Raw genomic sequence first — 21,993 nt, 5'->3', positions numbered from 1 at the left:
GAGAGCCCCGATGTTGTCACGCCGAACCCTGCTCGGCTCCGCGGCGCTCGCCGGCGCCTCCGCCGTCTCCGGCCGCGTCCAGGCAGCCGCCATTCCCGAAGCACCGACCATGGACAAGACCGTGATGCAGCCGCCGCTGCATCCGTCCGCCGGACCGGACTATCAGCCGGTGGTCACGCTCAACGGCTGGTCGCTGCCGTTCCGCATGAACGGCGACTGGAAGGAATTCCATCTCGTCGCCGAGCCGGTGACGCGCGAATTCGCACCGGGCATGACCACGCATCTGTGGGGCTATAACGGCCAGTCGCCGGGACCGACCATCGAGGCGGTCGAGGGCGACAGGGTGCGGATCTTCGTCACGAACAAACTGCCGGAATACACCACCGTGCACTGGCACGGCGTGATCCTGCCCTGTGGCATGGACGGCGTCGGCGGCCTGACCCAGCCGCACATCAGGCCGGGCAAGACCTTCGTCTACGAGTTCGAGATGAAGCATGCCGGCACCTTCATGTATCACCCGCATGCCGACGAGATGGTGCAGATGGCGATGGGCATGATGGGCATGATCGTCGTGCATCCGCGCGGCTCCGCGCCGCCGCCGGTCGACCGCGACTTCGTGTTCGTGATGTCGACCTATCGCATCGAGCCCGGCAGCTATCTGCCGAAGGTCAATGAGATGACCGACTTCAACATGTGGACCTGGAACGCCCGCGTCTTCCCCGGCATTGATCCGCTGCCGGTGCGGCTCGGCGACAAGGTGCGCATCCGCATCGGCAATCTCACCATGACCAACCATCCGATCCATCTACACGGCCACAAGTTCAAGGTGATCGGCACCGACGGCGGCTGGCTGCCGGACACGGCGCAATTCCCGGAGACCACCACCGACGTGCCGGTCGGCGCCGTGCGCGTGTTCGACTTTGTCGCCGACAATCCCGGCGACTGGGCGTTCCACTGCCACAAATCGCATCACACGATGAATGCGATGGGCCACGACATGCGCAACCTGATCGGCGTGTCGCGCAAGGAGTTGGCCGCCGCCGTCGGCAAGCTCGCGCCCGAGGGCATGGTGATGGGCCAAACCGGCATGGCGATGGGCACCATGGAGATGCCGGCGCCCGACAACACGCTGCCGATGATGACCGGCACCGGTCAGTTCGGCCCGATCGAGATGGGCGGCATGTTCACCACGCTCAAGGTGCGCGAGGGCCTCGCGCGCGACGACTATCGCGATCCCGGCCCCTATCAGTTTCCGCAAGGCAGCGTCGCCTATGAGGTCGCGAGCGCGCCGGAGCCGGTCCGGCGCGCCGGCAGCGCCGCGGCCGCAACGCCGAAATCCGCCCGTCCATGACCAACCCACCAGATGATCACCAGGAGAGACAGATGAAGACCCCCATCATGATCAGCGCCGCAATCGCCGCCGCGATGATTGCAGCCGCGCCGGCGCGCGGCCACGAGCAGCACGGCGCACCGGGCTATTCGGCTGGCGAGCCGGGTGACCCCAAACTGCCGTCACGCACCGTCGAGGTGCTCTTGAGCGAGATGGAGTTCACTCCGGCGCGCATCGACGTGAAGCGCGGCGAGCAGATCCGCTTCATGCTGCGCAACACCGGCAAGGAGGACCATGAATTCCTGCTCGCCACCAAGCCTGAGAATCTGAAACACGCCGCCGTCATGAGGAAGCATCCCCACATGGAGCACGCCGAACCGAACGGCGCCCGGCTCGCACCGGGCAAGACCACCGAGCTGCTGTGGCGCTTCACCAAGGCCGGGACGTTCGAATATTCCTGCCTGATCCCCGACCATCGCGACTACGGCATGACCGGTCATGTCAGCGTCAAGTGACGGCGCCTCACGCGCCAGCCCCTGGGGCGGATCAGCGTTTGCGTGATCCGCCATCGCCGCGGATCTCAGACCCATCGGCGGATCACGCTGCGCTGATCCGCCTTACGCATTCAGACCCAACACCAGCAGAAGAGACGACACGATGAAGACGTTCACTCAGCTCACCACCGCCGCCGCCCTTGCTCTCGCGCTTCTTACCCCCGCGCTCGCCGCCGATGCCATCAGCGGCGACGTCAAGAAGGTCGACGAAGCCAACGCCAAGATCACCCTGCATCACGGCCCAGCCAAAAGCCTCGGCATGGACGAGGCCATGACCATGGTCTACCGCGTCAAGGACGCCGCGATGCTCAAGGGCCTCAAGGCCGGCGACAAGGTGAAGTTCGAGGCCATCGAGGAGCCCTCCGGCTACACGGTGACCAAGATCGAGAAGGGGAAGTAGGACAAGCGGCGTTGACCCGTCAAAGTCCGGGGACTCTGCGGCCCCTGCGCGAGGGCGCAGCCCCTTTGCCGGCCATTCCCCGCCTCCGCGCTCGCCCCGCCGGCCGCGTTAACGCTTTGCTAACCATGAGGCGGGCAAGCTTTGCCGCGTCGCGCTGCGCGTGGCGGGCCGCCGGATCATCTTTCCGGCGTGCCCCGCCCGTCGCGGCTGCCGGCACGACGGCGCAATCGGCCCGACCTGCGGCCCCCGGCGGGGCGCTCCGCCGAGCGCGGCGCCAGGCCCGTTCGAACGCGCCACCGCACAGTTCGCCCGGAGAAAAGCCTTGAGCACCGTTGGTTCGCGCGCCTTCCAGAAGGCCCGGCAGGAAAAGAAGCAAAAGAAGCTGATCGAGACGCAGCTGACGGCGGCGTACACGGCCTATCGCGCCGGACGGCAGGCGGAGACGCAGGCGATCTGCGCGGCGCTGCTGCAGGAGGTGCCGAGCTGCTTCGACGCCATGCATCTGCTCGGCGTCTCGCTCGTCACCAGTTCGCGTTTCGTCGAGGCCACGGGCTTCTTGACGCAGGCTGTTGCGCTGGAGCCCAATTCGGCCGATGCGCAGTCCAATCTCGGCTGGGCGCTGGTCAATTGCGAGCGTTACGAGGAGGCGCGCGCCGCGCTGGAGCGATCGCTGGCGCTGCGGCCGAACGCGCCGATCACGTGGCGCAATCTGGCGATCGCCTTGCTGCGGCTGAAGCAGGGCGAGGCCGCCCTCAACGCCGCGACCCGCGCCCTCCAGCTCAAGCCTGACGATGTCGATTCCTGGTGCAACCGCAGCGTCGCCGAGTTGATGCTGCGACGCTGGGACGCCGCCGCAGCCAGCGCCGAACGCGCCTTGAGTTTCAACCCGGCTCATTTCGAAGCGCTGGTCAACAAGGGACTCGCGCATCTCGAACTGCATCATTTCGAGCTGGCGGAAGCGACCTTCAACACGGCCCGCTCGGTGCGGCCGAGCAATGCCGAGCTGCTGGCGCATCGCGGCCGGCTGTTCATGCTGAGCGGGCGCAATGCCGAAGCCGAAGCCGAGTTCGACGCCGCGGTCGCGCTCGATCCCGGGCTGCAGGTGGGCTGGCAGGGCAAGGCGCAGATCGCGATGCTCAACGGCAACATCGCGCAGGCGATGGCGGCCTGCAAGCGCGTGCTCGACCAGAACCCGACCGCCCAAGTGGCGCTGACCTTGCTCGGCGCCTGCCAGGGACGGCTTGGCGACATCGAAGGCGCGATCGCGCGCTTCGATCAGGCGCTCGCGGTGCAGCCGGACTATGACGAGGCCATCACCAAGAAGATCTTCTATCTCGACTTCCTCTCCGGCGCCGACTTCGCGGTCCAGCAGGCGGCGCGTTATTATTGGTGGGTGGCGGTCGGCTCGAAATTCCCGCGCCGCAAGCTTGCCGCGCGCGCGCTTGATCCCGAGCGGCGCATCGTTGTTGGCTACGTCTCGGCCGACTTCCGCACGCACTCGGCCGCCTTCGCCTTCCTGCCGGTGCTGCGCGGGCATGACAAGACGCAGGTGCAGGTCAACTGCTACTCGTCATCACCGCGCCACGACGCCTTGACGGCGACCTTCCAGTCCATAGCCGACGTCTGGGTCCAGGCGGCCAACCTATCGGACGACGAGCTTGCCGACCGCATCCAGGCGGACGGCGTCGACATCCTGGTCGATCTCTCCGGCTACACCACGGGCACGCGGATGCCGGTGTTCGCGCGCAAGCCGGCGCCGATCCAGGTCACCGCCTGGGGCAGCGGCACCGGCACGGGGCTTGCGACCATGGACTATTTCTTCGCCGATCCCGTCACGGTGCCCGCGAACGTCCGGCCGCTCTTCGCCGAGCGCGTGCATGACCTGCCGTCGGTGATCACGATCGATCCCCTGCTCGACATTCCGCCATCGCCGCCACCGATGCTGCAGAATGGCCACGTCACCTTCGGCGTCTACAATCGCATCGACAAGATCTCCGACGAGGCGATCGCCTTGTGGGCGCGGCTGCTCGGCGAAGTGCCGGACGCCAAGCTCGTCGTCAAGCATCTCGCGCTCAACGATCCCCTGGTGCGCGACGGCCTGCTCGGCCGCTTCGTGACGCAGGGCGTCCAGGAAGCGCGCATCCTCTGCCTCGGCGCCAGCGCGCGCAGCGAGCATCTGCGATCGTTCGACCGCATCGACATCGCGCTCGATCCGTTCCCGCAGAATGGCGGCATCTCGACGTTCGAAGCGCTCTACATGGGCGTGCCGGTCGTCGCCAAGCTTGGCGCCGGCGCGGCCTCGCGGGCGGCGGGCGGCATCCTGACCGCGGCCGGCCTGTCCGATTGGGTCGCCGACGATGACGACGGCTACATCCGCATCGCCAGGACTTTTGCCGCGCAGCCCGAGCTGTTGGCGCAGCTGCGCACCGAGCTGCCCGGCAAGGTCGCACGCTCCCCCGCCGGCGACGTCGCCCACTACACGCGCTGCGTCGAGGCGGGCTATCGGCAGTTCTGGCGGGACTATTGCGCCAAAACCGGCAGCTGATAGGCCGTGCGGCTCTCGCCGCGCACCGCAGAGAGATCGTTCGCAGACCGCATCAATGCGCGTCCGTCGGGTTCCCAGCGAGCCTCCCGGGGGGCGCGCGGGCACAACCGACAGCTGCACTAGTTCCGCCTGTGCTCTTTCGGCCAAGCCCGATGTAACAATGCTTCTCGCTGGCGAAACCAGGGCACAGTCAAGTTGATGGCTTTTTAGTGGCGACGCGCCGCCGCTGTCTCGGCCAAATAGCGACCAACCGGCGAGTAGTAGACGGCCTTCGCGGAACGACGACATAATCGACCAGAAGAACGACCGTGCCGCGATCGTCGCGCGGCCGGCAATGGGGGATCTGGGGCATGCGGGTCGCGTGGTTGAGTTGCGTCGTTGCGGCGGGATTGAGTCTGGCGACCGCGCTGCTACCGGCCGCGGCACAGACCGCGAAGCCGGCAAAATCGGCCACGGCCGCAGCCGCCGGCGAAGGCGGCAAGCTGCAGGAATCCAACGAATGGACGGTCGGCATCGCCGGCGGCCTGCTTGAGGGCACCAACATCCGCTTTGCCGCCGAGATGGCCAAGGTGCTCGACGACCGGCCGAACCTGCGCGTGCTGCCGATGGTGACCTATGGCGCGCTCGGCAATATCGAGGACCTGCTGTATCTGCGCGGCGTCGACGTCACCATCACCTCGGCCGACGTGCTCGACGAGTTCGTGCGCAACGGCACGCTGGCCAACATCAAGAACCGCATCCGCTATATCTGCTCGTTCTACATCAACGAGATGCATGTCTATGTCCGCCCCGAGATCAGGACGCTGGAGGACCTCGCCGGCAAGAAGGTCTCGTTCAACACGGTGGGCAGCGCGGCCAACCTGACCGGCGGCATCGTGTTCGACCGGCTCAAGATCAACGCCGAGAAGGTGTTCATCAACAATTCGGTGGCGCTGGAGAAGATGCGCAGCGGCGAGATCGCCGGCGTCGTGCACGTCACCGGCAAGCCGACCGACCTGTTCGCCAAGTTCAAGCCCGAGCCGGGCTTTCATTTCCTGCCGATTCCGTTCGCGCGCAGCCTGCAGGACTATTACGTGCCGACCAAGCTGACGTCGCAGGACTACCCCAACCTGCTCAAGCCGGGCGAGACCGTCGAGACGATCGGCGTGCCGCAGGTGCTGGCGGTGTACAACTGGTCGCCGGAGACCGAGCGCTATCGCCGCGTCTCACGGTTCGTCGAGTATCTGTTCAAACGGTTCGACCAGTTCAAGCAGCCGCCCTTCCACCCGAAATGGAACGAGATCAACCTCGCCTCCTCGCTGCCCGGCTGGACCCGCTTCCGCGCCGCCGAGGAGCTGCTCGCGAGCAGCCGCCCGCCCGAGGCCGAGGCCGCCGCGGTCAAGCAGCAGTTCGACGAGTGGATGAGCGCGAGAACCGCGACCGGCGGCCGGCGCCTGAGCAATGATGAGGCCAAGGTGCTGTTCGAGCAGTTTCAGGACTGGATGAAGCAAAGCGGCGGACAGCCGGCGCGATAGCGCCGTCGCTCGGACTACGATGAAGTGGGCGCGCGCCGCAGCGACTCCGGCGTATCCGGCTGCGCCAGCGGATGCGCGGCCGCGAAGGCGGGCAGCGCCATCGCGGCCTCGACGACGCGCTGCACCGTCGGCGCCCCGCCGAGATCGAGGCCCTGGTTGCGTGCGAACAGCGCATGGCCGGCGAGGCAGATGTCAGCGGTGGTCGGCGCATCGCCATGGGCGAAGCGCCCCGTGGCGCCATCGCCCGCGAGCCGCGCCTCGACCGCGCCGAGCATCTCCGCGGCCCAGTACCTGAGCCAGGCCGCGCGCGCCGTATCGTCGAGGTGCAGCACCTCGGTGAGATAGCGCTGCACCCGCGGCGTCGTCAGCGGATGCGCATCGCACGCGATCATCGCCGCCAGCGCCCGCACCCGCGCCCGCCCCTTGGGATCGGCCGGCAGCAGCGCCGGACCGGGACAGGCCTCGTCGAGATAGTCGAGGATCGCCAGCGACTGCGTGAGCACCGTGCCGTCGTCCAGCACCAGCGACGGCAGCGCCATCTGCGGATTGACCGCCGCATAAGCGCCTTCCCGATGCTGCTGGCGGTCGACATCAACCGTGATGAGCTCGTAGGCGACGCCCTTCAGATTGAGCGCGATCCGCACCCGGAAGCTCGCAAGCGACCGCCAGAACGAATAGAGCTTCATCAAGCCGTCTCCCATCGCCACCGGACGGCGCGCCCGAGCTCAATTCCTTTGCCTCACTCCGCGCCCGGCGCAAAGTCCAGATCCGCAACGCTCGCGCTTTGTGGCACCTTGATCACGACGGCGGCGCGGTTCAGCGCCTGATGACAGGAATTGCAGGCCGCCGTGAGATCGGCATATGACTGCTCGAAGCGACCGATGTCCTTCTGCTTGATCGCCTGCGCCAGCGCCTCGAACGGCTGTTGGGTCACCGCCGTCGTCATGTCGGCGAAGGAATTGCCGTCCACCAGCGGCTGCGCACGGCTGACCCGGTTCAAGGCGCCCTTGAGATTCCCGAGCTCATAGGCGCTGAACGCCCAATTGCCGCTATGGGCGGCGATCCACAGCCGGATGTGGCGCGGCTGGATGGTCGCGATCATCAGGTCGCTGACACTCGGCAGATAGGCCGGTGACGGCGGCGGCGTCTCCGCGCGCAAGCCGACGCCGGTCGCGACGATCGCAAGTCCGGCGAGGGTTACTGCGGTCAATGTCAGCCGCAGGCGGTGGTGGGGTGGATACATCCTGGCTTCTCCTTCAAATTAGAAAGGTTCTAAAAAGAAGCTGCCTGGGATGCCAATCGCGATTGCTGATCGCAACCATCAGAAAAACTTGATGCCGCCTGCCGCACGGCCAGCATGATCACGACACAGTTTGTCGGCCGGCACGATCGTCTCGCGGCGATGCGCGGGGGGAGCACGAGACACCGCGGTCGTAGGGCTCTGACGCCGAGCCGTCGTAGATGGACGCATGCGCAGCCGAAGCGGAAGCTGCTCCGCGAATTACGGTGACGGTAATGGACTGCACCCCTCAAGTGAGACACGATAATCTCGGTGACAGTGCGGTTGCCACGACGTGTTATCGTGCGTTGTTTTGCGCGAACACGGCTTCGAACTCAAGAGGCGATCGATAGCCGAGTGCCGAGTGCAGGCGTTCTTTAGTTGTAGACGTCCGCGATGAAGCTATCGATCCGGCGACGCGCGTCTCTGATGTCGGAGAATGTCTTGCCGTTGACCTCTTCGGCCTTGAGCGTCTTCATGAAGCTTTCAGCTTTGGCGTTGTCGAACGGGTTGCCCGGCCTGCTCATGCTGATCGTGATGTCACGATCCGCCAAGATCTGGCGATAGGCAATCGAGGCGTATTGCACGCCGCGATCGGAGTGGTGGATCAGGCTGCCGCGCTGCGGCTTGCGGGCCTCGATTGCCCTGTCCAAAGCCGCAATCGCGAGTGAGGCATCGAGCGTGTTGTCGAAGGCCCAGCCGACTGCCTTGCGCGAGAAAGCGTCGAGGATGACGGCGAGGTAGGCGAAGGTCGTGGCGAGATGGACATAGGTGATGTCCGCGACCCAGATCTGGTCAGGAGCGGACGGCACCAGGCCGCGTACGAGATTGGGGACGACGACAATGTCCCTTGGCCGCTCTGCCGGCGGCTTCAGGAATGGCGCCTTGCGCTGTGCGAGAAGATTGTCCTCGCGCATCAGCCTGAGCACCTTCTTTGCATTGACGACCATGCCTTTGCGTCGGATCGTGGCCGTCACGCGCCGATAGCCGTAGAATGGATGCTTGAGGCAAATGCGCTGGATCTGGTCGCGCAGCTCGCAGTCGGCCGTCTCGCGACTGAGTTTGTTGAGATGCCGGTAATAGGTCGCGCGTGGCAGGCCTGCCAGACTGCAGAGCCGTTGCACGTCGGCGTGGGACTCCGTTGCTTCTGATGTCATGGCCTGGATGACTTCGATGATGCGGGTGCGGGTTTGCCTTGCGCTGCCGGCCGCTCCAATGCGCGCAAGGCTTGCCGAAAAAAATCGAGATCCATCTGCTGACGGCCGACAAGCCGTTCGAGCTCGGCGATACGAGCATTTGCGCGCGTCAGCGCAGACCTCTTATCGTCATAGGTTGCTGTAGCTTTGAGCTTCCGGGGGCCGGGCTTCGGCCCCGGTCTGCGGTTCAATCCGTCGGGCCCTTGGGCCTTCCAGGCCTTGATCCAGTCGTGCAGGATCTTGCGCGATATCCCAAGCTCGCGAGCCACAGGCAGAACGCCTTCGCCTCGCTCGACACGCTTGATCGCCTTCAGCTTGTAAGCCGTCGGAAATCGACGGTTCTTCCCTCTTGCTGCCACAGGTCATCCTCGGAATGCCTGTCACCGAGATTATCGTGTCTCACTTGAGGGGTGCAGTCCAGTAATGGACAACGAGTTGCTGCTTGATTGAAAGGAACTGAGCTCCATCGATGATGCATTTGTCTCGAAGGAGCGCCGGCCTCATTGACGCGTTGCGTCAATCGGCCCGCAGCAGCGGCTGCGTGCTGCAGCGAAATCCGCCGCCCATCGATCGGGAGATGGCGAAGTCGACATATTCGACCGCGACGCCATGTCGGGCGAGCGCCTCGCCAACCGCTGCAAAAGCAGGATCGGTGATATAGATGTCGGACGTCACCGGCAGGCCGTTCACGGCCAATTGGGCCACCTCATCGAGACCGACAGCGATGCGGGTCCAGTTCGCAAGCGCCGAGGGCACGCCGTCGAGGAAGGCGTCCTCGCAGACGACCATCACACCCGGCCGGACCAGGCTGAGCGCACAATCGAGATGGAGCACGTCGGGCCGCAACCTGACGCCTTCCACGGTATAGCCCATCGGGCGCAGCAGATTGGCCAACCATCGGATGCCAGCGTCGTTCGATGCCAGCCCCGATTGCCCGACAAAGACGTGACGCCCCAGGATCAGAATGTCGCCGCCCTCCAGGAACGGGCCGGCGCCGCCGTCATCGTCGTCGGCGATCGCCGGCTGCGGGACTGCGACATAGAGGCAGCCAGTCCGCATCGCCCAGTCAAAGATCAGGTCGCGGGCGGGCAGGACTTCGATGCGGCGATACACAAAGCGCAGCGAGCCTTCGATCAGGAAAGGTCCGATGGTAAAGAACGGATCGCGCGTGAAGAAGTTGGCGTAGCCCCTGGCGCCGGCAAAGGCCTTCTCCGCCCCGTTCAACTTCCGCGGTCGCAGCACCTCGACCTGATGCCGGCGCAGCACCGCCGCGAGCGCCTCGCGCTCGGCTTCCCAAGCGCGCTGCACATCGGGATGGCTCTCAGCCAAGCTGCGGCCAGGCGTTTGAGATCCTGCGGCGCTCGCCTGTTGCGGAAGGAATGCCAGATCTGCCGGCAGCGGCATGGCGTCGGGCGCGCGAAACTCGCATTCGGCGAGCACCACCGTGCGCAGGCGTGCGAACTCGCTGTCCACGAAGATACGTGTCGCATCCATGGCTTCGGCTCCGAGCGAGATCATCGATCCTCCGACGCAGAGGTCCGCGCGGATCAGCTGCTGGCGACAGCATCAAGAACAGTGACGCGCCTTGGCCGGACAACGGCAAATAGACACCGCGAACTCGGTTGTCTAGATCCCACGCCGCCCCTCAATCCAGGAGACCTCGGCCGGCCTGTTCGGAAGGATAGCGTCGCTTCGGTAGTCCAATATGACCAGAACAACGGTCGCTTGTGTGCACTATCAAAGTAATCAAATGCGCGAGCCGGACAAGTCCGCCTCGAGCACCAGCCTGATGACAGCCGCGGCAAAGCAGCCACCATGACCGGAGCGGCTTTAGCGCAAGCTACTTCCGGTTGCGCAAACAACCGAACACTAATGCGATGAATGCTCGCGCTCGATCGCCAGCAACCCGCCTGACTGACAGGGTATGACCGCACCCACCCGATCAACTTCCGATTTACAGAATTTTTCTTCTTTTCTTTTTTCCAGCATTGGCGTATATCAATCCCGTCCTGCTTCCGCTGGAGGGGCGTGTCGCGACCGTCACGAGACGTGGGAGGTGGGATGCGATGGGCGCAGGGAATCGCAGCGTGGCTTTGTGTCGCGCCGACGAACGGTTCGTTGCGCACGGCGAAGTCGTGCGGTCCTGACACCCCGATGCTGGTGTCCCGCGGCGAGCGTGCGCAAGCGCGCCGTCGCGCATGGTGGCCAACAAGCCCGGTGCACCAGGGAGACCACGTATAAGCCGTTCCAACCGTCGCGCGGGGAAGGCCGGGCGTGCCCGGCCAGACCTGTGGTGACTGCCGCCTGCTTTTTTGCTGCAGGCGGGCCACGGGCGCGGCCGGCGCCCGGCCTTCCCCGCGCCCTCCTTTGTTATGAGGGCGAACCTGATGCGAAAGCTCGGGCGCGATGCGCCGCGAGAGATGATGGCGCATGGCCGCGGAGAGACATTCAATCGTGCGCGTCGGCTGTCAGGCGCGGCAGGGGCCTCACGGTTCGAGACGCGCCTGCGGCGCTCCTCACCATGAGGATTTAGCGCCAGCACCGGCGCTGCACGCTGCGTGCTCATGGCGAGGGTCGAGCGGCGAAATCGGCGCCCCCCTCCCCTTGAGAAGATCGCCGAAAGCGGGCGTCTCGCAGGGCGAGGCTCGGGCTGGGGGGTGGATCGGAGCACCGCGGAACACCCCATCCCTTCTCCCCGCAACCCTTTGTTAACCCGCATTAACCGAATGCTAACCATACACCGGGCAAAAATTGCCGAGTGAAATGCGCGTGTCGTGGTTGGGTGCAGTTAACGGGGGAGACCTTCCGTGGACGCCAGCGCGGTACCTCAGTTTCGAAACGGCGGCGCAGTGGCCGCCGCACAGTCGTTTGGGGCCGGGAAACGCGGCTCACGGGAAGGGGCGAAAGCCATGGTCGACGTCACGGCGGGTCAGGGGGCCGGGTCACCGGCCGGGGGCTACTCATTCGGCGATTTCAAGACGCTGATCCTGCGCGGCGACATCGCGCTCGCGCTCGGCATCCTCACCATCCTGGTGGTGCTGATCCTGCCGCTGCCGGCGATCGTGCTCGACCTGTTCCTGGCGATCTCGATCACGCTGTCGATCCTGATCCTGATGACCGCGTTGTTCATCCAGGCGCCGCTGGAATTCTCGTCCTTTCCGACCATCCTGCTGATCTCGACGATGCTGCGGCTGTCGCTGAACCTCGCCTCGACCCGGCTGATCCTCAGCCACGGCCATGAGGGCACCGACGCCGCCGGCCACGTCATCCAGGCGTTCGGCTCGTTCGTGATGGGCGGCAATTTCGTCATCGGCATCATCGTGTTCGCGATCCTGGTGACGGTGAACTTCGTCGTCATCACCAAGGGTTCGGGCCGTATCGCCGAAGTCGCGGCGCGCTTTCACCTGGATTCGATGCCCGGCAAGCAGATGGCGATCGACGCCGACCTCTCCGCCGGCCTGATCGACGAGAAGGTCGCCAAGATGCGGCGCAAGGAGCTCGAGGACGAGAGCGGCTTCTTCGGCGCGATGGACGGTGCCTCGAAATTCGTCCGCGGCGACGCGGTCGCCGGCCTGCTCGTCGTGTTCATCAACATCATCGGCGGCATCATCATCGGCGTCGCCCAGCAGGGCATGTCGTTCGGCGACGCCGCCCGCTCCTACACGGTGCTGACGGTCGGCGACGGCCTCGTCACCCAGGTGCCAGCGCTGATCGTGTCGACGGCCGCGGGCCTGCTGGTGTCCAAGGCCGGCGTCAGCGGCGCGGCCGACAAGGCGCTGATGCAGCAGTTCTCCGGCTATCCGCAGGCCCTCGGCCTGTCCGCCGCCGTCATGCTGGTGCTGGCGCTGCTGCCGGGCATTCCGACCCTTCCGTTCCTCGCACTGGGCGGCGGCGCCGCCGCGCTCGCCATCAAGGCGCGCAGGCAGAAGGACGTCGCCAAGGCGGTCGAGGCCGCGGAGGCGGCGGCGCCCGCCGCAGCCGCCACCGCCACGGCGGCCGAGGAGCCGATCGCGAACGCGCTGAAGATCGACGACCTCAAGATCGAGCTTGGCTATGCGCTGCTGCCGCTGGTCAACGGCCCCGACGGCACCGACCGGCTGACCGAGCAGATCAAGGCGCTGCGGCGGTCGCTCGCGATCGAGATGGGCTTCGTGATGCCGTCGGTGCGCATCCTCGACAACGTCCAGCTCGAGGCCAACACCTACATCATCAAGATCAAGGAGGTCGACGCCGGCTCCGGCAAGATCTGGCCGAACCAGTTCATGGTCATGGACCCCGGCGGCAACCAGGTCGCGGTGCCCGGCATCCACACCACCGAGCCGACCTTCGGCCTGCCCGCCACCTGGGTCGACGCCGGCCTGAAGGAAGAAGCGACCTTGAAGGGCTACACGGTGGTGGACGCGGCGACCGTGCTCTCGACCCACCTGACCGAGCTGCTCAAGGCCAATATGAGCGACCTGCTGTCCTATGGCGAGGTGCAGAAGCTTCTGAAGGAGCTGCCGAAGGAGCAGAGCGAGCTGGTCAAGGACATCGTGCCGACCCAGATCACGATCTCCGGCATCCAGCGCGTGCTGCAATTGCTGCTGTCGGAGCGGATCTCGATCCGCGACCTCTCGACCATCCTCGAAGGCATCGCCGACGCGCTGGCGTTCTCGCGCAATCCGGCCACCATCGTCGAGCATGTGCGCGCCCGCCTCGCCCGCCAGATCTGCGCCCAGAACACCTCGCCGATGGGCTACCTGCCGCTGATCGCGCTGTCGCCGAAATGGGAGCAGGCGTTTGCAGAATCGCTGATCGGCCAGGGCGAGGAGCGCAGCCTGGCGATGCAGCCGTCGAAGCTCTCCGAGTTCATGACCGCGACGCGCGATGCGTTCGAGCGGGCCGCGCGCGAGGGCGAGTCACCGGTGCTGGTCACCTCGGCCGCGATCCGGCCGTTCGTCCGCTCGCTGGTGGAACGCTTCCGGGCACAGACCACCGTGCTGTCGCAGGCCGAAATTCATCCCCGCGCGCGGCTCAAGACGGTCGGAAGCGTGTGAGGACGGGCGCGGCGGAACCCGCGACTCCGCTGCTCGTTGAGATGGGAGGCCGGCGCGCCATCGCCGGCTTCCGCCCTTTTTCTGGGCAGCCCGGAGCTGTGCTTTATCGCCACAGGCAAACGATTTCTTTCTTTTCCGTTAGGTTGCCCGAGCTTCAGAACAGACCAGAAACATCACAAGGCATTGGAAATCAATAAATATTCATCCTTCCGCGCATACCGATCGCAGGCCATCACGACTTTTCACACACTTGTGATGTCACCTACGAAACGGAATCGAGGTTTCCTACGTTCTTACATGCGAGACGATGAACCGGAACGAGCCCGGCTCACACGAATCGACAGAGGACGGAAGGCGGCAGGAGGCTTCCATGAACCACTCGATTTACAGCGCGGATCGGACAACCCACCTCAAGATCGTGGTGGTTGCACTGGTGGCTGGCATCGCGGTGGCCGGCCTCGGCATCTCGGCGCGCCTCAATGCGGAGCCGGGCTATACGCAGACCGCAAAAGTCATGAAGGCTGGCAAGCCGGTGGCGGTGACGAGCTCGGAGACATCGCTGGTTCGCTGATTGGAATTTCCGGAATTCACGCGGTTCTCACAGCCCCCCAACTGGCCGCGTGGATATGTAGTAGACCCAACCCCAAGTCGACTACTGAAAACGCCCGCTCCCCACGGGCGTTTTCTTTTTGCCGCGGTTCAGCGCGACGGCGGCACCGTCTCGATCAGCTTGCCGGTAAAGACAATCGGCCCGGTGGCCTGCCCGGTCGGCGACCCGCCCTCCGGCTCCACCGTCACGGCGTAGGTGGCGCGGCTGACCGTGTCGGCATCATAGGCCGACAGAACCGGCCGGCTGGTGAAGTCGCTGCCGCCGATGACACCGAGCGAGCGCGGCTTCTGCAGCTTGTCCGAGACGATCCAGAGCTCGAAGCTCTTGCCCGGCTCGGGCGCCGCACCAACCCGGCGGACCGTGTAGGTCTTGCTGCCGGCATCGACGGTCAGGATGAAGGCCGGCGAAGCCGCATCCTTCTGCAACAGCGCAACGAACTGGGCCGAAGGCTGCGCTCCAGCCGGCACCTTGACCTCCGCGGTCTGACCCCGCGCCTTCGGCTGCAGCGGTGGCGGCAACAGCTCCGGCCGGTAGATCTGCACCCCGAGCAGCGCGAGCAGCATCGCGGCAACCGCCGTCATGACATTGGCGACGATGCGCAACTGGCGGACCTTGGACGACAGTTGCACGACATTGCTGTTGTCGTTCGCACCGGCCCCGGCCCGTTCGGGCTTGAGCTCGGTCGTCTTGACCGCGGCGACGTCGTCCTCGGCCACTGTGACGGGCGAAGCAAGGGCCAAACCGTCCTCAGCCGAAACTGGCGGAACATCCGGCACCATTGCGCCCGGCCATCCTGGCGCATCCGCAGTGACCGGGTCCTGCGCCGCCACCGCGGCTGCGGTCGACGAGGGGACTTCGGCTACCGGCGTCGAGCGCGCGATCTCGGCCTTGATGCGCTCCCACAGTTCGGGGCGCGGCTCGACCAGCCCGACCATCTGATTGAGCGCACTCAGCCGGAATTCCCAGGCCTGCACGACCGCGGCAAAATCCCTGTCGACCGCCATCATGGTCTCGACCTGGGCGCGCTCGGCGGCGTCGAGGGTGCCGAGCGCATATTCCGCCGCCAGCGCGATATGGTCTTCGCTATACGCCATCACAGGTCCAGGTCAGGTCACCTACAAGATCTCTTGCAACGTCTCTCGCATCACGCACTCGGTCCAAACCACGTTTCAACCCAGACCGAGGCACTGGCGAATGTCCATCATGCTCCGCCGCAGCCAGGTCTTGACCGTATTCACCGGCGCCTCGAACTTGGTCGCCAGTTGCTCGCGGCTCCAACCGTTATAATAGGCCAGCAGCACGAGCTTCTGGCGGTCCGGCTCGAGCCGGCCGACACATTCCAACAGCCGCTTCAGCTCCTCCGACATTTCGCGCCGCGCCAGCGGATCCGGCGTCTCGGCGGCGACCTCGAACGCGGACGGCTCGTCCTCCAAAGACAGCTCGCCCCGCTTGCGCACCAGATCGATGGCCCGGTTGCGGGCGATGGCGGCCATCCAGGTGATCGGGGAAGACACCGCCGGGTTGAATTGGGCGGCATTATTCCAAACCTTGACGTAGGTCTCCTGGACGACCTCCTCGGCGAGGTCCTGTCGGTGCAAGATACGGAGCACGACGCCATAGAGTTTCGCGCGCGTCGCCGCGTAGAGGCGCTCAAAAGCGGCCTCATCCCCCTTGGCGACTGCGGCAAGCAACCAGACCAACTCTGCCGGCGTCAGCATTCAGCGTCCCCGAAAATCGGCCCCACTCCCTCGTTCGAGCCCCGCCCTCCCGTAGCACGACTCGCGCACCGCGCTCCACCTAAGGTGGGCGCGACGAAAAACCCGGACCTTGCGGGCCCGGGTTTTCGAAAGCAAAGGCCGTCGTGGCGCTCCGGCTCAGGCGATGACGCCGAGCCGGGCGCGCATCAGGCCGATACTGTCCATGTCGGCCTGCTCGCGGGCGCTCTCCTCGGCCTTTTCGCGGGCCTGGTCACGCTCGTCGAGCAACTCGACCTTCTTCATCTCCTCGAATGCCTCGGACAGCGCGGCCTTGGCGTCCTCGAGCTGGGCGCGCAGCTCGTCGGCGGAGCGCGTCAGGTTCTCGCGGCGCTGGATCGCGGCCTTGGCATAGGTCGGGTAGGCAAAATGGGTCGGGTCGTTGATGCCGGCCCGCTCCTGCTCGGTCTGAATTTCCCGCTCGAGTTCGGCCGACATGCGCTGGAAATCAGCGATCATGCCCTCGATCTGCGTCACCCGGCGGCGTTTCTCATCCACCTGAAACTTCTTCAGACGGATCAGCGTTTCGCGCGACTTCATCGACTCATACTCCCCAGAAGTCCCGTATACGGCGCGGGACAGGGCCGGCCGCCCTTCCTGGGCCCGCCGACTAGGCTCGTTACATGCGGGGGATGATTACGCGACAAAGTTAGCTTTCCGTTTCCAAGCGTCCAAGGATCTGTTCCAGCTCCCGATACCCCTGGGCCAGGCCGCAGACCTCGTCCTTGCGCTGGCGCAGGAAGGCTTCCAGCGGCTCGTGCAGCCGGATGGCCTCGTCAACCTCGGGGCTTGAGCCGGCGCGATAGGCGCCGAGCCGGATCAGTTCCTCCATGTCGGCATAGGTCGCCATCACCTGGCGCGCCCGCATGATGGTCGGCAAGAATACGGGGTCCGCCGATTTCGGCATCGTGCGCGACACCGATTTCAGGATGTTGATCGCCGGATAGCGGCCGCGTTCGGCGATCGAACGCTGCATCACAACGTGACCGTCGAGAATACCGCGCACCGCGTCCGCCACCGGCTCGTTGTGGTCGTCGCCGTCGACCAGCACCGTGAAGATTCCAGTGATGGTTCCCTCGCCGCTGCCGGGTCCGGCACGCTCAAGCAGTTTTGGCAGCTCGGTGAACACGGTCGGCGTGTAGCCCTTCGCGGTCGGCGGCTCGCCGGCCGACAGGCCGATCTCACGCTGCGCCATCGCGAAGCGCGTCACCGAGTCCATCAGGCAGAGAACATCCTTACCCTCGTCGCGAAAATATTCGGAGATTGCGAGCGTCAGATACGCCGCCTGCCGGCGCATCAGCGCCGGCTCGTCGGAGGTGGCCACCACGACGACAGAGCGCGCGAGGCCCTCTTCGCCGAGATCGTCCTGCAGGAACTCCTGCACCTCGCGGCCGCGCTCGCCGATCAGGCCGATCACCGAGACCGCGGCATCGACATTGCGCGCCAGCATCGACAGCAGCACCGACTTGCCGACGCCGGAACCCGCGAAGATGCCGAGCCGCTGCCCACGACAACACGTCAGAAAGGTGTTCAGGGCACGGACGCCGAGATCGAGCGGCGAACCGACGCGCTTGCGCGAATGCGCCGGCGGCGGATTGTTGCGGTAGGGAACCGGCGCTGCGCCTTGCGGCAGCGGCCCTTTGCCGTCGATCGGCTCGCCCATCGCATTGATGACCCGCCCGAGCCAGGCCGGCGATGGCCGCACCTGGTTCGCTGCATTGGCGATGACCGCACGGCAGCCGCGCCGCACGCCCTCGAGCCCCGCGAACGGCATCACCACCGCGTTCTTGCCGGAGAAGCCGATCACTTCGGCGGGGATGACATTATTGCCGGTCTCGATCACGATGCGGGCGCCGACCGACATCGCATGAATCGGACCGGCGATTTCCACCATCAACCCCTTCACGCCGACGACACGGCCATAGGTGTTCACCGCGTCGATGTCGCTGATCTGCTCGGCCAGTGCCTTCATCACGAAAGCGCCTTCATTGCGAAAACCTTAAGTAAGGGCAGATTCGGTTGTGCGGTTTAACTCTGTGTTTACTCGCATCATTAATCATTGCGTCATGGTCTGGAGTGACTGACGCAGCGCGCCTTGCCGCCCTCAAAAGCGGTGAGGAACGAGAGTCGGTTAGGTCCGTCTCTTAACATGGAGCTTGAACGAGGGCGGCTGAGAAAAACTGCTTCTTCGCAACACCTTACGGCGATTCGACAAAAATTGCACGGTTTGAGCTTGCGGATGTGAATCAGGATTTGTTAACCATCTCTCGTCAGGATCCGAATCAGTTGTTCAAAGGCGTTTTGAGTGCCGCGATGGCGGCCGACCTGACGCCCGGAGCGGCGACTATGGGGAACTGGCATGCGCGTTTTGCTGATTGAGGATGACAGCGCCGTCGCGCAGTCGATCGAGCTGATGTTGAAGTCTGAGAGCTTCAACGTCTACACGACTGACCTCGGCGAAGAAGGCGTCGACCTCGGTAAGTTGTACGATTACGACATTATCCTTCTCGACCTCAATCTGCCCGACATGTCCGGTTACGACGTGCTCAAGCAGCTGCGCGTCTCGAAGATCAAGACGCCGATCCTCATCCTGTCCGGCCTCGCCGGCATCGAGGACAAGGTCAAGGGCCTCGGCTTCGGCGCCGACGACTACATGACCAAGCCGTTCCACAAGGACGAGCTGATCGCCCGCATCCACGCGATCGTGCGCCGCTCCAAGGGGCACGCCCAATCGGTCATTCAGACCGGCGACCTCGTCGTCAACCTGGACACCAAGACCGTGGAAGTCGGTGGCCAGCGCGTGCATCTGACCGGCAAGGAATATCAGATGCTGGAGCTGCTCTCGCTCCGCAAGGGCACCACCCTCACCAAGGAGATGTTTCTCAACCATCTCTATGGCGGCATGGACGAGCCCGAACTCAAGATCATCGACGTCTTCATCTGCAAGCTGCGCAAGAAGCTCGCCAACGCCTCCGAAGGCCGCAACTTCATCGAGACCGTCTGGGGCCGCGGCTACGTGCTGCGCGAGCCGCACGACATGGACGAACGCATCCCCGCCTGAGCTTTCACTGGGTCCTCCGGCGAGCCTCACGGCTTGCTCCTCCCAGACTGAGCCCCGCCGCAAATGGCGGGGTTTTTGTTTGTGGGGATGGATATGCTGGCGGAGCGAGCGGTCGCCTGAGCCTCCAGCGACTTGGGCCATGTAGCACGATCTGCTGTTCCAACGCCCGTCATTGCGAGGAGCGAAGCGACGAAGCAATCCAGGCTGCCGCCGCAGAGACACCCTGGATTGCTTCGCTTCGCTCGCAAGGACGCCCGCGGAGACGTTCGTCTCAAGAAGCTCGCACACCATCTGCGGTTACGTCCTCAGCAGATATGCAGATACACCTTCGCGATCTCGCAGCGCCCCGCGCCCGAGCTCTATGCCATTCTCACCGCCCTCTTCCGAACTGAGGGCGCAGGGAAGGCCAGGAGCCTGCCGCTCCCATGGCCCGCCTGCGGAGAAAGAATGCAGGCGGCAGGTACCACAGGTTCGGCTGGGAACATCCCGGCCCTCCCTGCGCGATGGCGTTACGAATTATACGCGATCTCCCTGGGGACCGGCTGTCTTGCCCCCATCACCCGCAGGCCGCTCATCAGCAACGCCCACAGGCTTGACCTCAGCACCGGGAGGCCAGGACCACGCGACTTCATCGTGCGCTCGGGATCGTTCGTCGGCACGGCGAACCATGCTGCGACCCCAAGCGCCCATCGCATCCCGCACCCGACGTCCGTGACGACCGCGAAGCGTCCCCTCGTTGGGGCGGGACACAGGGGAGTAAAGCATGATTTCTTTAAAAGCGAAAGCGGCATTTTTGCGAAATCCGAAATTTTGTCGTTCCGGCCGCCGCCAAGCAACCGGTACACTCCCCTCCCCCACGCCGCAATCCCGACAGCGATTGCAGGCAGCGGGGAGGGGTCGGGGGTGAGGGTCCAGGCAAGTGGCCTCACGTGAGCCACCCAACCGAAGCCGACTGATCATACCTCTGGAAAAATAAGAGCGCAGTGTTCGACACCAAGACCAACCTGATCACCATGTTCGGCGGCGTGGTGGTGACTCAGTGCCGGAACGTACTGCGCGGGGACCGCCTCCTGGTGGATATGACCACGGGCGTGTCGCGGGTTGTGTGACACCCGAGGCGCTGCCGCTCTCGGGTGATTCGGAACCCCTCCGGGACAAGCAGGATACTATTGTGCAGTATTACTGTCGTCCTTCACAGTCAGACTATTGACTCCTGTTCTTCTTCTTCGATTAGCCGTACGATCAATGTACGGGAAGCCAGCACGGTATCATCCGCTGAAAGGGTACGAGCCTCTCCGTTTTCGAAGAAGTGCTGCGTGATACCAAATTGCTTGTGGGACAGAGGGCGTCTGGCATTTGGATTGTGGAAAAGCTGCAGCTCGTCGGACCAAAACTCTTGGTGGTTAACTTTTATCTCTTCAACGAACGGCTTTGGTGCGACGGCGTTTGGTTCATGATTGGACTTAACTCCGAAGCGGTAGTATCGATGATCAGCAGCGCCGAAGCCCGCGCCGACGCCCATGCGATCAAATTTTGCGAGCGTGCCAGCATTCGAAAACAGAACGGCAGAGATATTTTCTGCACCGGGCAAGTCAAAAAAGCCCGAAGCTATTACTTTTTCGCCATAAACGTGTTCGGAATTCTTAATGGCACTGATCTTTAGTTCGCCATCTACCATCGCCCATTCTATGCGGTGTCCATAGAGGTATGGCCAAAGTGCAGATTGGGTGTAAGTCATTGAACCCGGCTCGTCCGGCCTGCCCGGCTTATGAAAGTCCGCGATGGCTAAAATGAATGGCTTATCAGCGGCCTTTCCTCGTTCCCAATAGCTCTCTCCGTCCTTGTTCTTCTTTTTCAACTTGCTGGTGAGCGCCGAGCCAAATTTTATCGGCATGTAGTTGGCCAAGAACTCTCGCATTTCCTCCTGCGTCTGCGGATTTGGGTGCGCTGCAAGAGGCCCTGAGGTTGAAGCAGCGACTGTAGTTGCTTCGACAGTGAACTCGATTCCGGGCGCTCGGCACAAAAAGTCCGGCGCTTCGGGCTGTTCTATATCAAATCCGAGCTCACGAAGCGCCGCCCACAGGTAAAGTTCCCAAAGGCGTTGATCAAACTGGGCGAATTGGAACTCGCGTACGAAGTGGGGATCGGCTGGAGCAAGCCAGGGCGCAATTTGCTTAAGCACAGCCCGCGCTGGAGCACGCCCTGGCACCTCCATTACCAGTTTGAAAGACGGGTGTAGCTTCTGCGGATCAGCCTCGGGAGGTACGGCAAAGAGATCTACCGGGTAGTTTGTCTCGTCGCCCTGATCCCCGAGTTCTTCATAGTTTCCCTCTTCAACGACGCGAGCTATTCGCTCTCGCAATCCGTTTGTCGCGTAGTCTTCGCTTCTTAGACTGACCTCTCCGTCTACCCACCGGAAACGGCCAACCCTATCGCGAACGAGGATACTCCAGCCGAAATCGTCGTCCACGGCATCGCGGAACACTATCCCGAGCACTTTCTCTTGAAGATCGCTCCAATATGACATTTCCTCGGCAATTAGGCGGGCGGGAGATCGCCGCGTCCCTATGGCTAAGACATTGAATCGCGCTGGCTTCATTTCACGGCTGAGCAACTGGCGGGTTAGCCTAGCCTTTCGTTTTAGCTTTCCCTGCCCCATAGCAACCTCATTTGCGACTGAACTGGATTACGGTGACGCTGTATAAAACTATCAG

Annotated in this window: 18 protein-coding genes and 1 pseudogene; 9 read left to right on the top strand and 10 right to left on the bottom strand. The window is 64.2% G+C overall.

What is annotated here, in order from left to right:
- Positions 1–10 precede the first annotated feature (10 nt).
- The 5 genes from ACVIJ6_RS18345 (at position 11) to ACVIJ6_RS18325 (ending at position 6,343) form a co-directional block, all read left to right on the top strand.
- Entirely contained in the window at positions 11–1,351 is a 1,341-nt protein-coding gene (locus ACVIJ6_RS18345; protein WP_456773820.1) for a multicopper oxidase family protein, read from the top strand.
- 32 nt (positions 1,352–1,383) lie between these two features.
- The gene (locus tag ACVIJ6_RS18340) at positions 1,384–1,845 is read left to right on the top strand and encodes a cupredoxin domain-containing protein (RefSeq protein WP_456773819.1); all 462 of its coding nucleotides are present in this window, start codon (positions 1,384–1,386) and stop codon (positions 1,843–1,845) included.
- A gap of 142 nt (positions 1,846–1,987) precedes the next feature.
- Positions 1,988–2,284, top strand: a complete 297-nt coding sequence (locus tag ACVIJ6_RS18335; RefSeq protein WP_012046371.1) for a copper-binding protein — start codon at positions 1,988–1,990, stop codon at positions 2,282–2,284.
- Positions 2,285–2,606: 322 nt separating this feature from the next.
- The gene (locus ACVIJ6_RS18330; protein WP_456773818.1) at positions 2,607–4,829 is read left to right on the top strand and encodes an O-linked N-acetylglucosamine transferase, SPINDLY family protein; all 2,223 of its coding nucleotides are present in this window, start codon (positions 2,607–2,609) and stop codon (positions 4,827–4,829) included.
- Between the two features lie 350 nt (positions 4,830–5,179).
- Positions 5,180–6,343: a TAXI family TRAP transporter solute-binding subunit gene (locus ACVIJ6_RS18325; RefSeq protein WP_456773817.1), complete on the top strand. Its 1,164-nt coding sequence runs from the start codon at positions 5,180–5,182 to the stop codon at positions 6,341–6,343.
- Positions 6,344–6,357: 14 nt separating this feature from the next.
- Here the strand turns inward: ACVIJ6_RS18325 and maiA are convergent, their stop codons facing one another.
- From maiA to ACVIJ6_RS18300, 5 genes are all read right to left on the bottom strand, one after another.
- The gene (gene maiA / locus ACVIJ6_RS18320; protein ID WP_250172100.1) at positions 6,358–7,029 is read right to left on the bottom strand and encodes a maleylacetoacetate isomerase; all 672 of its coding nucleotides are present in this window, start codon (positions 7,027–7,029) and stop codon (positions 6,358–6,360) included.
- A gap of 53 nt (positions 7,030–7,082) precedes the next feature.
- Positions 7,083–7,586, bottom strand: a complete 504-nt coding sequence (locus tag ACVIJ6_RS18315) for a hypothetical protein (RefSeq protein ID WP_012046375.1) — start codon at positions 7,584–7,586, stop codon at positions 7,083–7,085.
- Positions 7,587–7,999: 413 nt separating this feature from the next.
- Positions 8,000–8,779 carry an IS3 family transposase gene (locus ACVIJ6_RS18310; RefSeq protein ID WP_456773816.1) on the bottom strand — a complete coding sequence of 260 codons (780 nt, stop codon included), beginning with the start codon at positions 8,777–8,779 and terminating at the stop codon, positions 8,000–8,002.
- Entirely contained in the window at positions 8,776–9,177 is a 402-nt protein-coding gene (locus tag ACVIJ6_RS18305) for a transposase (RefSeq protein ID WP_456773815.1), read from the bottom strand. Before ACVIJ6_RS18305 ends, ACVIJ6_RS18310 begins: the two co-directional genes overlap by 4 nt.
- Positions 9,178–9,334: 157 nt before the next feature.
- Positions 9,335–10,336 carry a dimethylarginine dimethylaminohydrolase family protein gene (locus ACVIJ6_RS18300; protein ID WP_456773814.1) on the bottom strand — a complete coding sequence of 334 codons (1,002 nt, stop codon included), beginning with the start codon at positions 10,334–10,336 and terminating at the stop codon, positions 9,335–9,337.
- A gap of 1,391 nt (positions 10,337–11,727) precedes the next feature.
- Here ACVIJ6_RS18300 and flhA point away from each other — a divergent pair.
- Together flhA and ACVIJ6_RS18290 are read left to right on the top strand one after the other, a co-directional pair.
- The gene (gene flhA, locus ACVIJ6_RS18295; protein ID WP_456773813.1) at positions 11,728–13,854 is read left to right on the top strand and encodes a flagellar biosynthesis protein FlhA; all 2,127 of its coding nucleotides are present in this window, start codon (positions 11,728–11,730) and stop codon (positions 13,852–13,854) included.
- Between the two features lie 370 nt (positions 13,855–14,224).
- Positions 14,225–14,425 (top strand): hypothetical protein, encoded by a 201-nt coding sequence (locus ACVIJ6_RS18290; protein ID WP_012046378.1) that lies wholly within the window; start codon positions 14,225–14,227, stop codon positions 14,423–14,425.
- 128 nt (positions 14,426–14,553) lie between these two features.
- Here ACVIJ6_RS18290 and ACVIJ6_RS18285 read toward each other — a convergent pair whose 3' ends face one another.
- The 4 genes from ACVIJ6_RS18285 to fliI form a co-directional block, all read right to left on the bottom strand.
- Positions 14,554–15,558 (bottom strand): anti-sigma factor, encoded by a 1,005-nt coding sequence (locus ACVIJ6_RS18285; RefSeq protein ID WP_456773812.1) that lies wholly within the window; start codon positions 15,556–15,558, stop codon positions 14,554–14,556.
- A gap of 75 nt (positions 15,559–15,633) precedes the next feature.
- A complete protein-coding gene (locus tag ACVIJ6_RS18280) occupies positions 15,634–16,182 on the bottom strand; it encodes a sigma-70 family RNA polymerase sigma factor (protein ID WP_012046380.1) in 549 nt (182 codons plus the stop codon).
- Between the two features lie 156 nt (positions 16,183–16,338).
- Positions 16,339–16,758, bottom strand: a complete 420-nt coding sequence (gene fliJ / locus ACVIJ6_RS18275; protein WP_008960735.1) for a flagellar export protein FliJ — start codon at positions 16,756–16,758, stop codon at positions 16,339–16,341.
- Positions 16,759–16,867: 109 nt separating this feature from the next.
- The gene (gene fliI, locus ACVIJ6_RS18270; RefSeq protein ID WP_012046381.1) at positions 16,868–18,190 is read right to left on the bottom strand and encodes a flagellar protein export ATPase FliI; all 1,323 of its coding nucleotides are present in this window, start codon (positions 18,188–18,190) and stop codon (positions 16,868–16,870) included.
- A gap of 387 nt (positions 18,191–18,577) precedes the next feature.
- On the opposite strand from fliI, the gene ctrA reads away from it, so the two are divergent.
- Both ctrA and ACVIJ6_RS18260 read left to right on the top strand, forming a co-directional pair.
- The gene (gene ctrA, locus ACVIJ6_RS18265; protein WP_012046382.1) at positions 18,578–19,279 is read left to right on the top strand and encodes a response regulator transcription factor CtrA; all 702 of its coding nucleotides are present in this window, start codon (positions 18,578–18,580) and stop codon (positions 19,277–19,279) included.
- Positions 19,280–20,253: 974 nt separating this feature from the next.
- Positions 20,254–20,382: pseudogene (locus ACVIJ6_RS18260) on the top strand (LptA/OstA family protein); the annotation flags it as partial.
- 95 nt (positions 20,383–20,477) lie between these two features.
- Here ACVIJ6_RS18260 and ACVIJ6_RS18255 read toward each other — a convergent pair.
- Positions 20,478–21,938, bottom strand: coding sequence for a hypothetical protein (locus tag ACVIJ6_RS18255; RefSeq protein ID WP_456773811.1), 1,461 nt, complete (start codon positions 21,936–21,938; stop codon positions 20,478–20,480).
- Positions 21,939–21,993 lie beyond the last annotated feature (55 nt).

Source organism: Bradyrhizobium sp. USDA 4369, from assembly GCF_054056435.1.
Note: the sequence above shows the minus strand (reverse complement) of the source record. Positions and strands in the feature narration are given on the sequence as shown.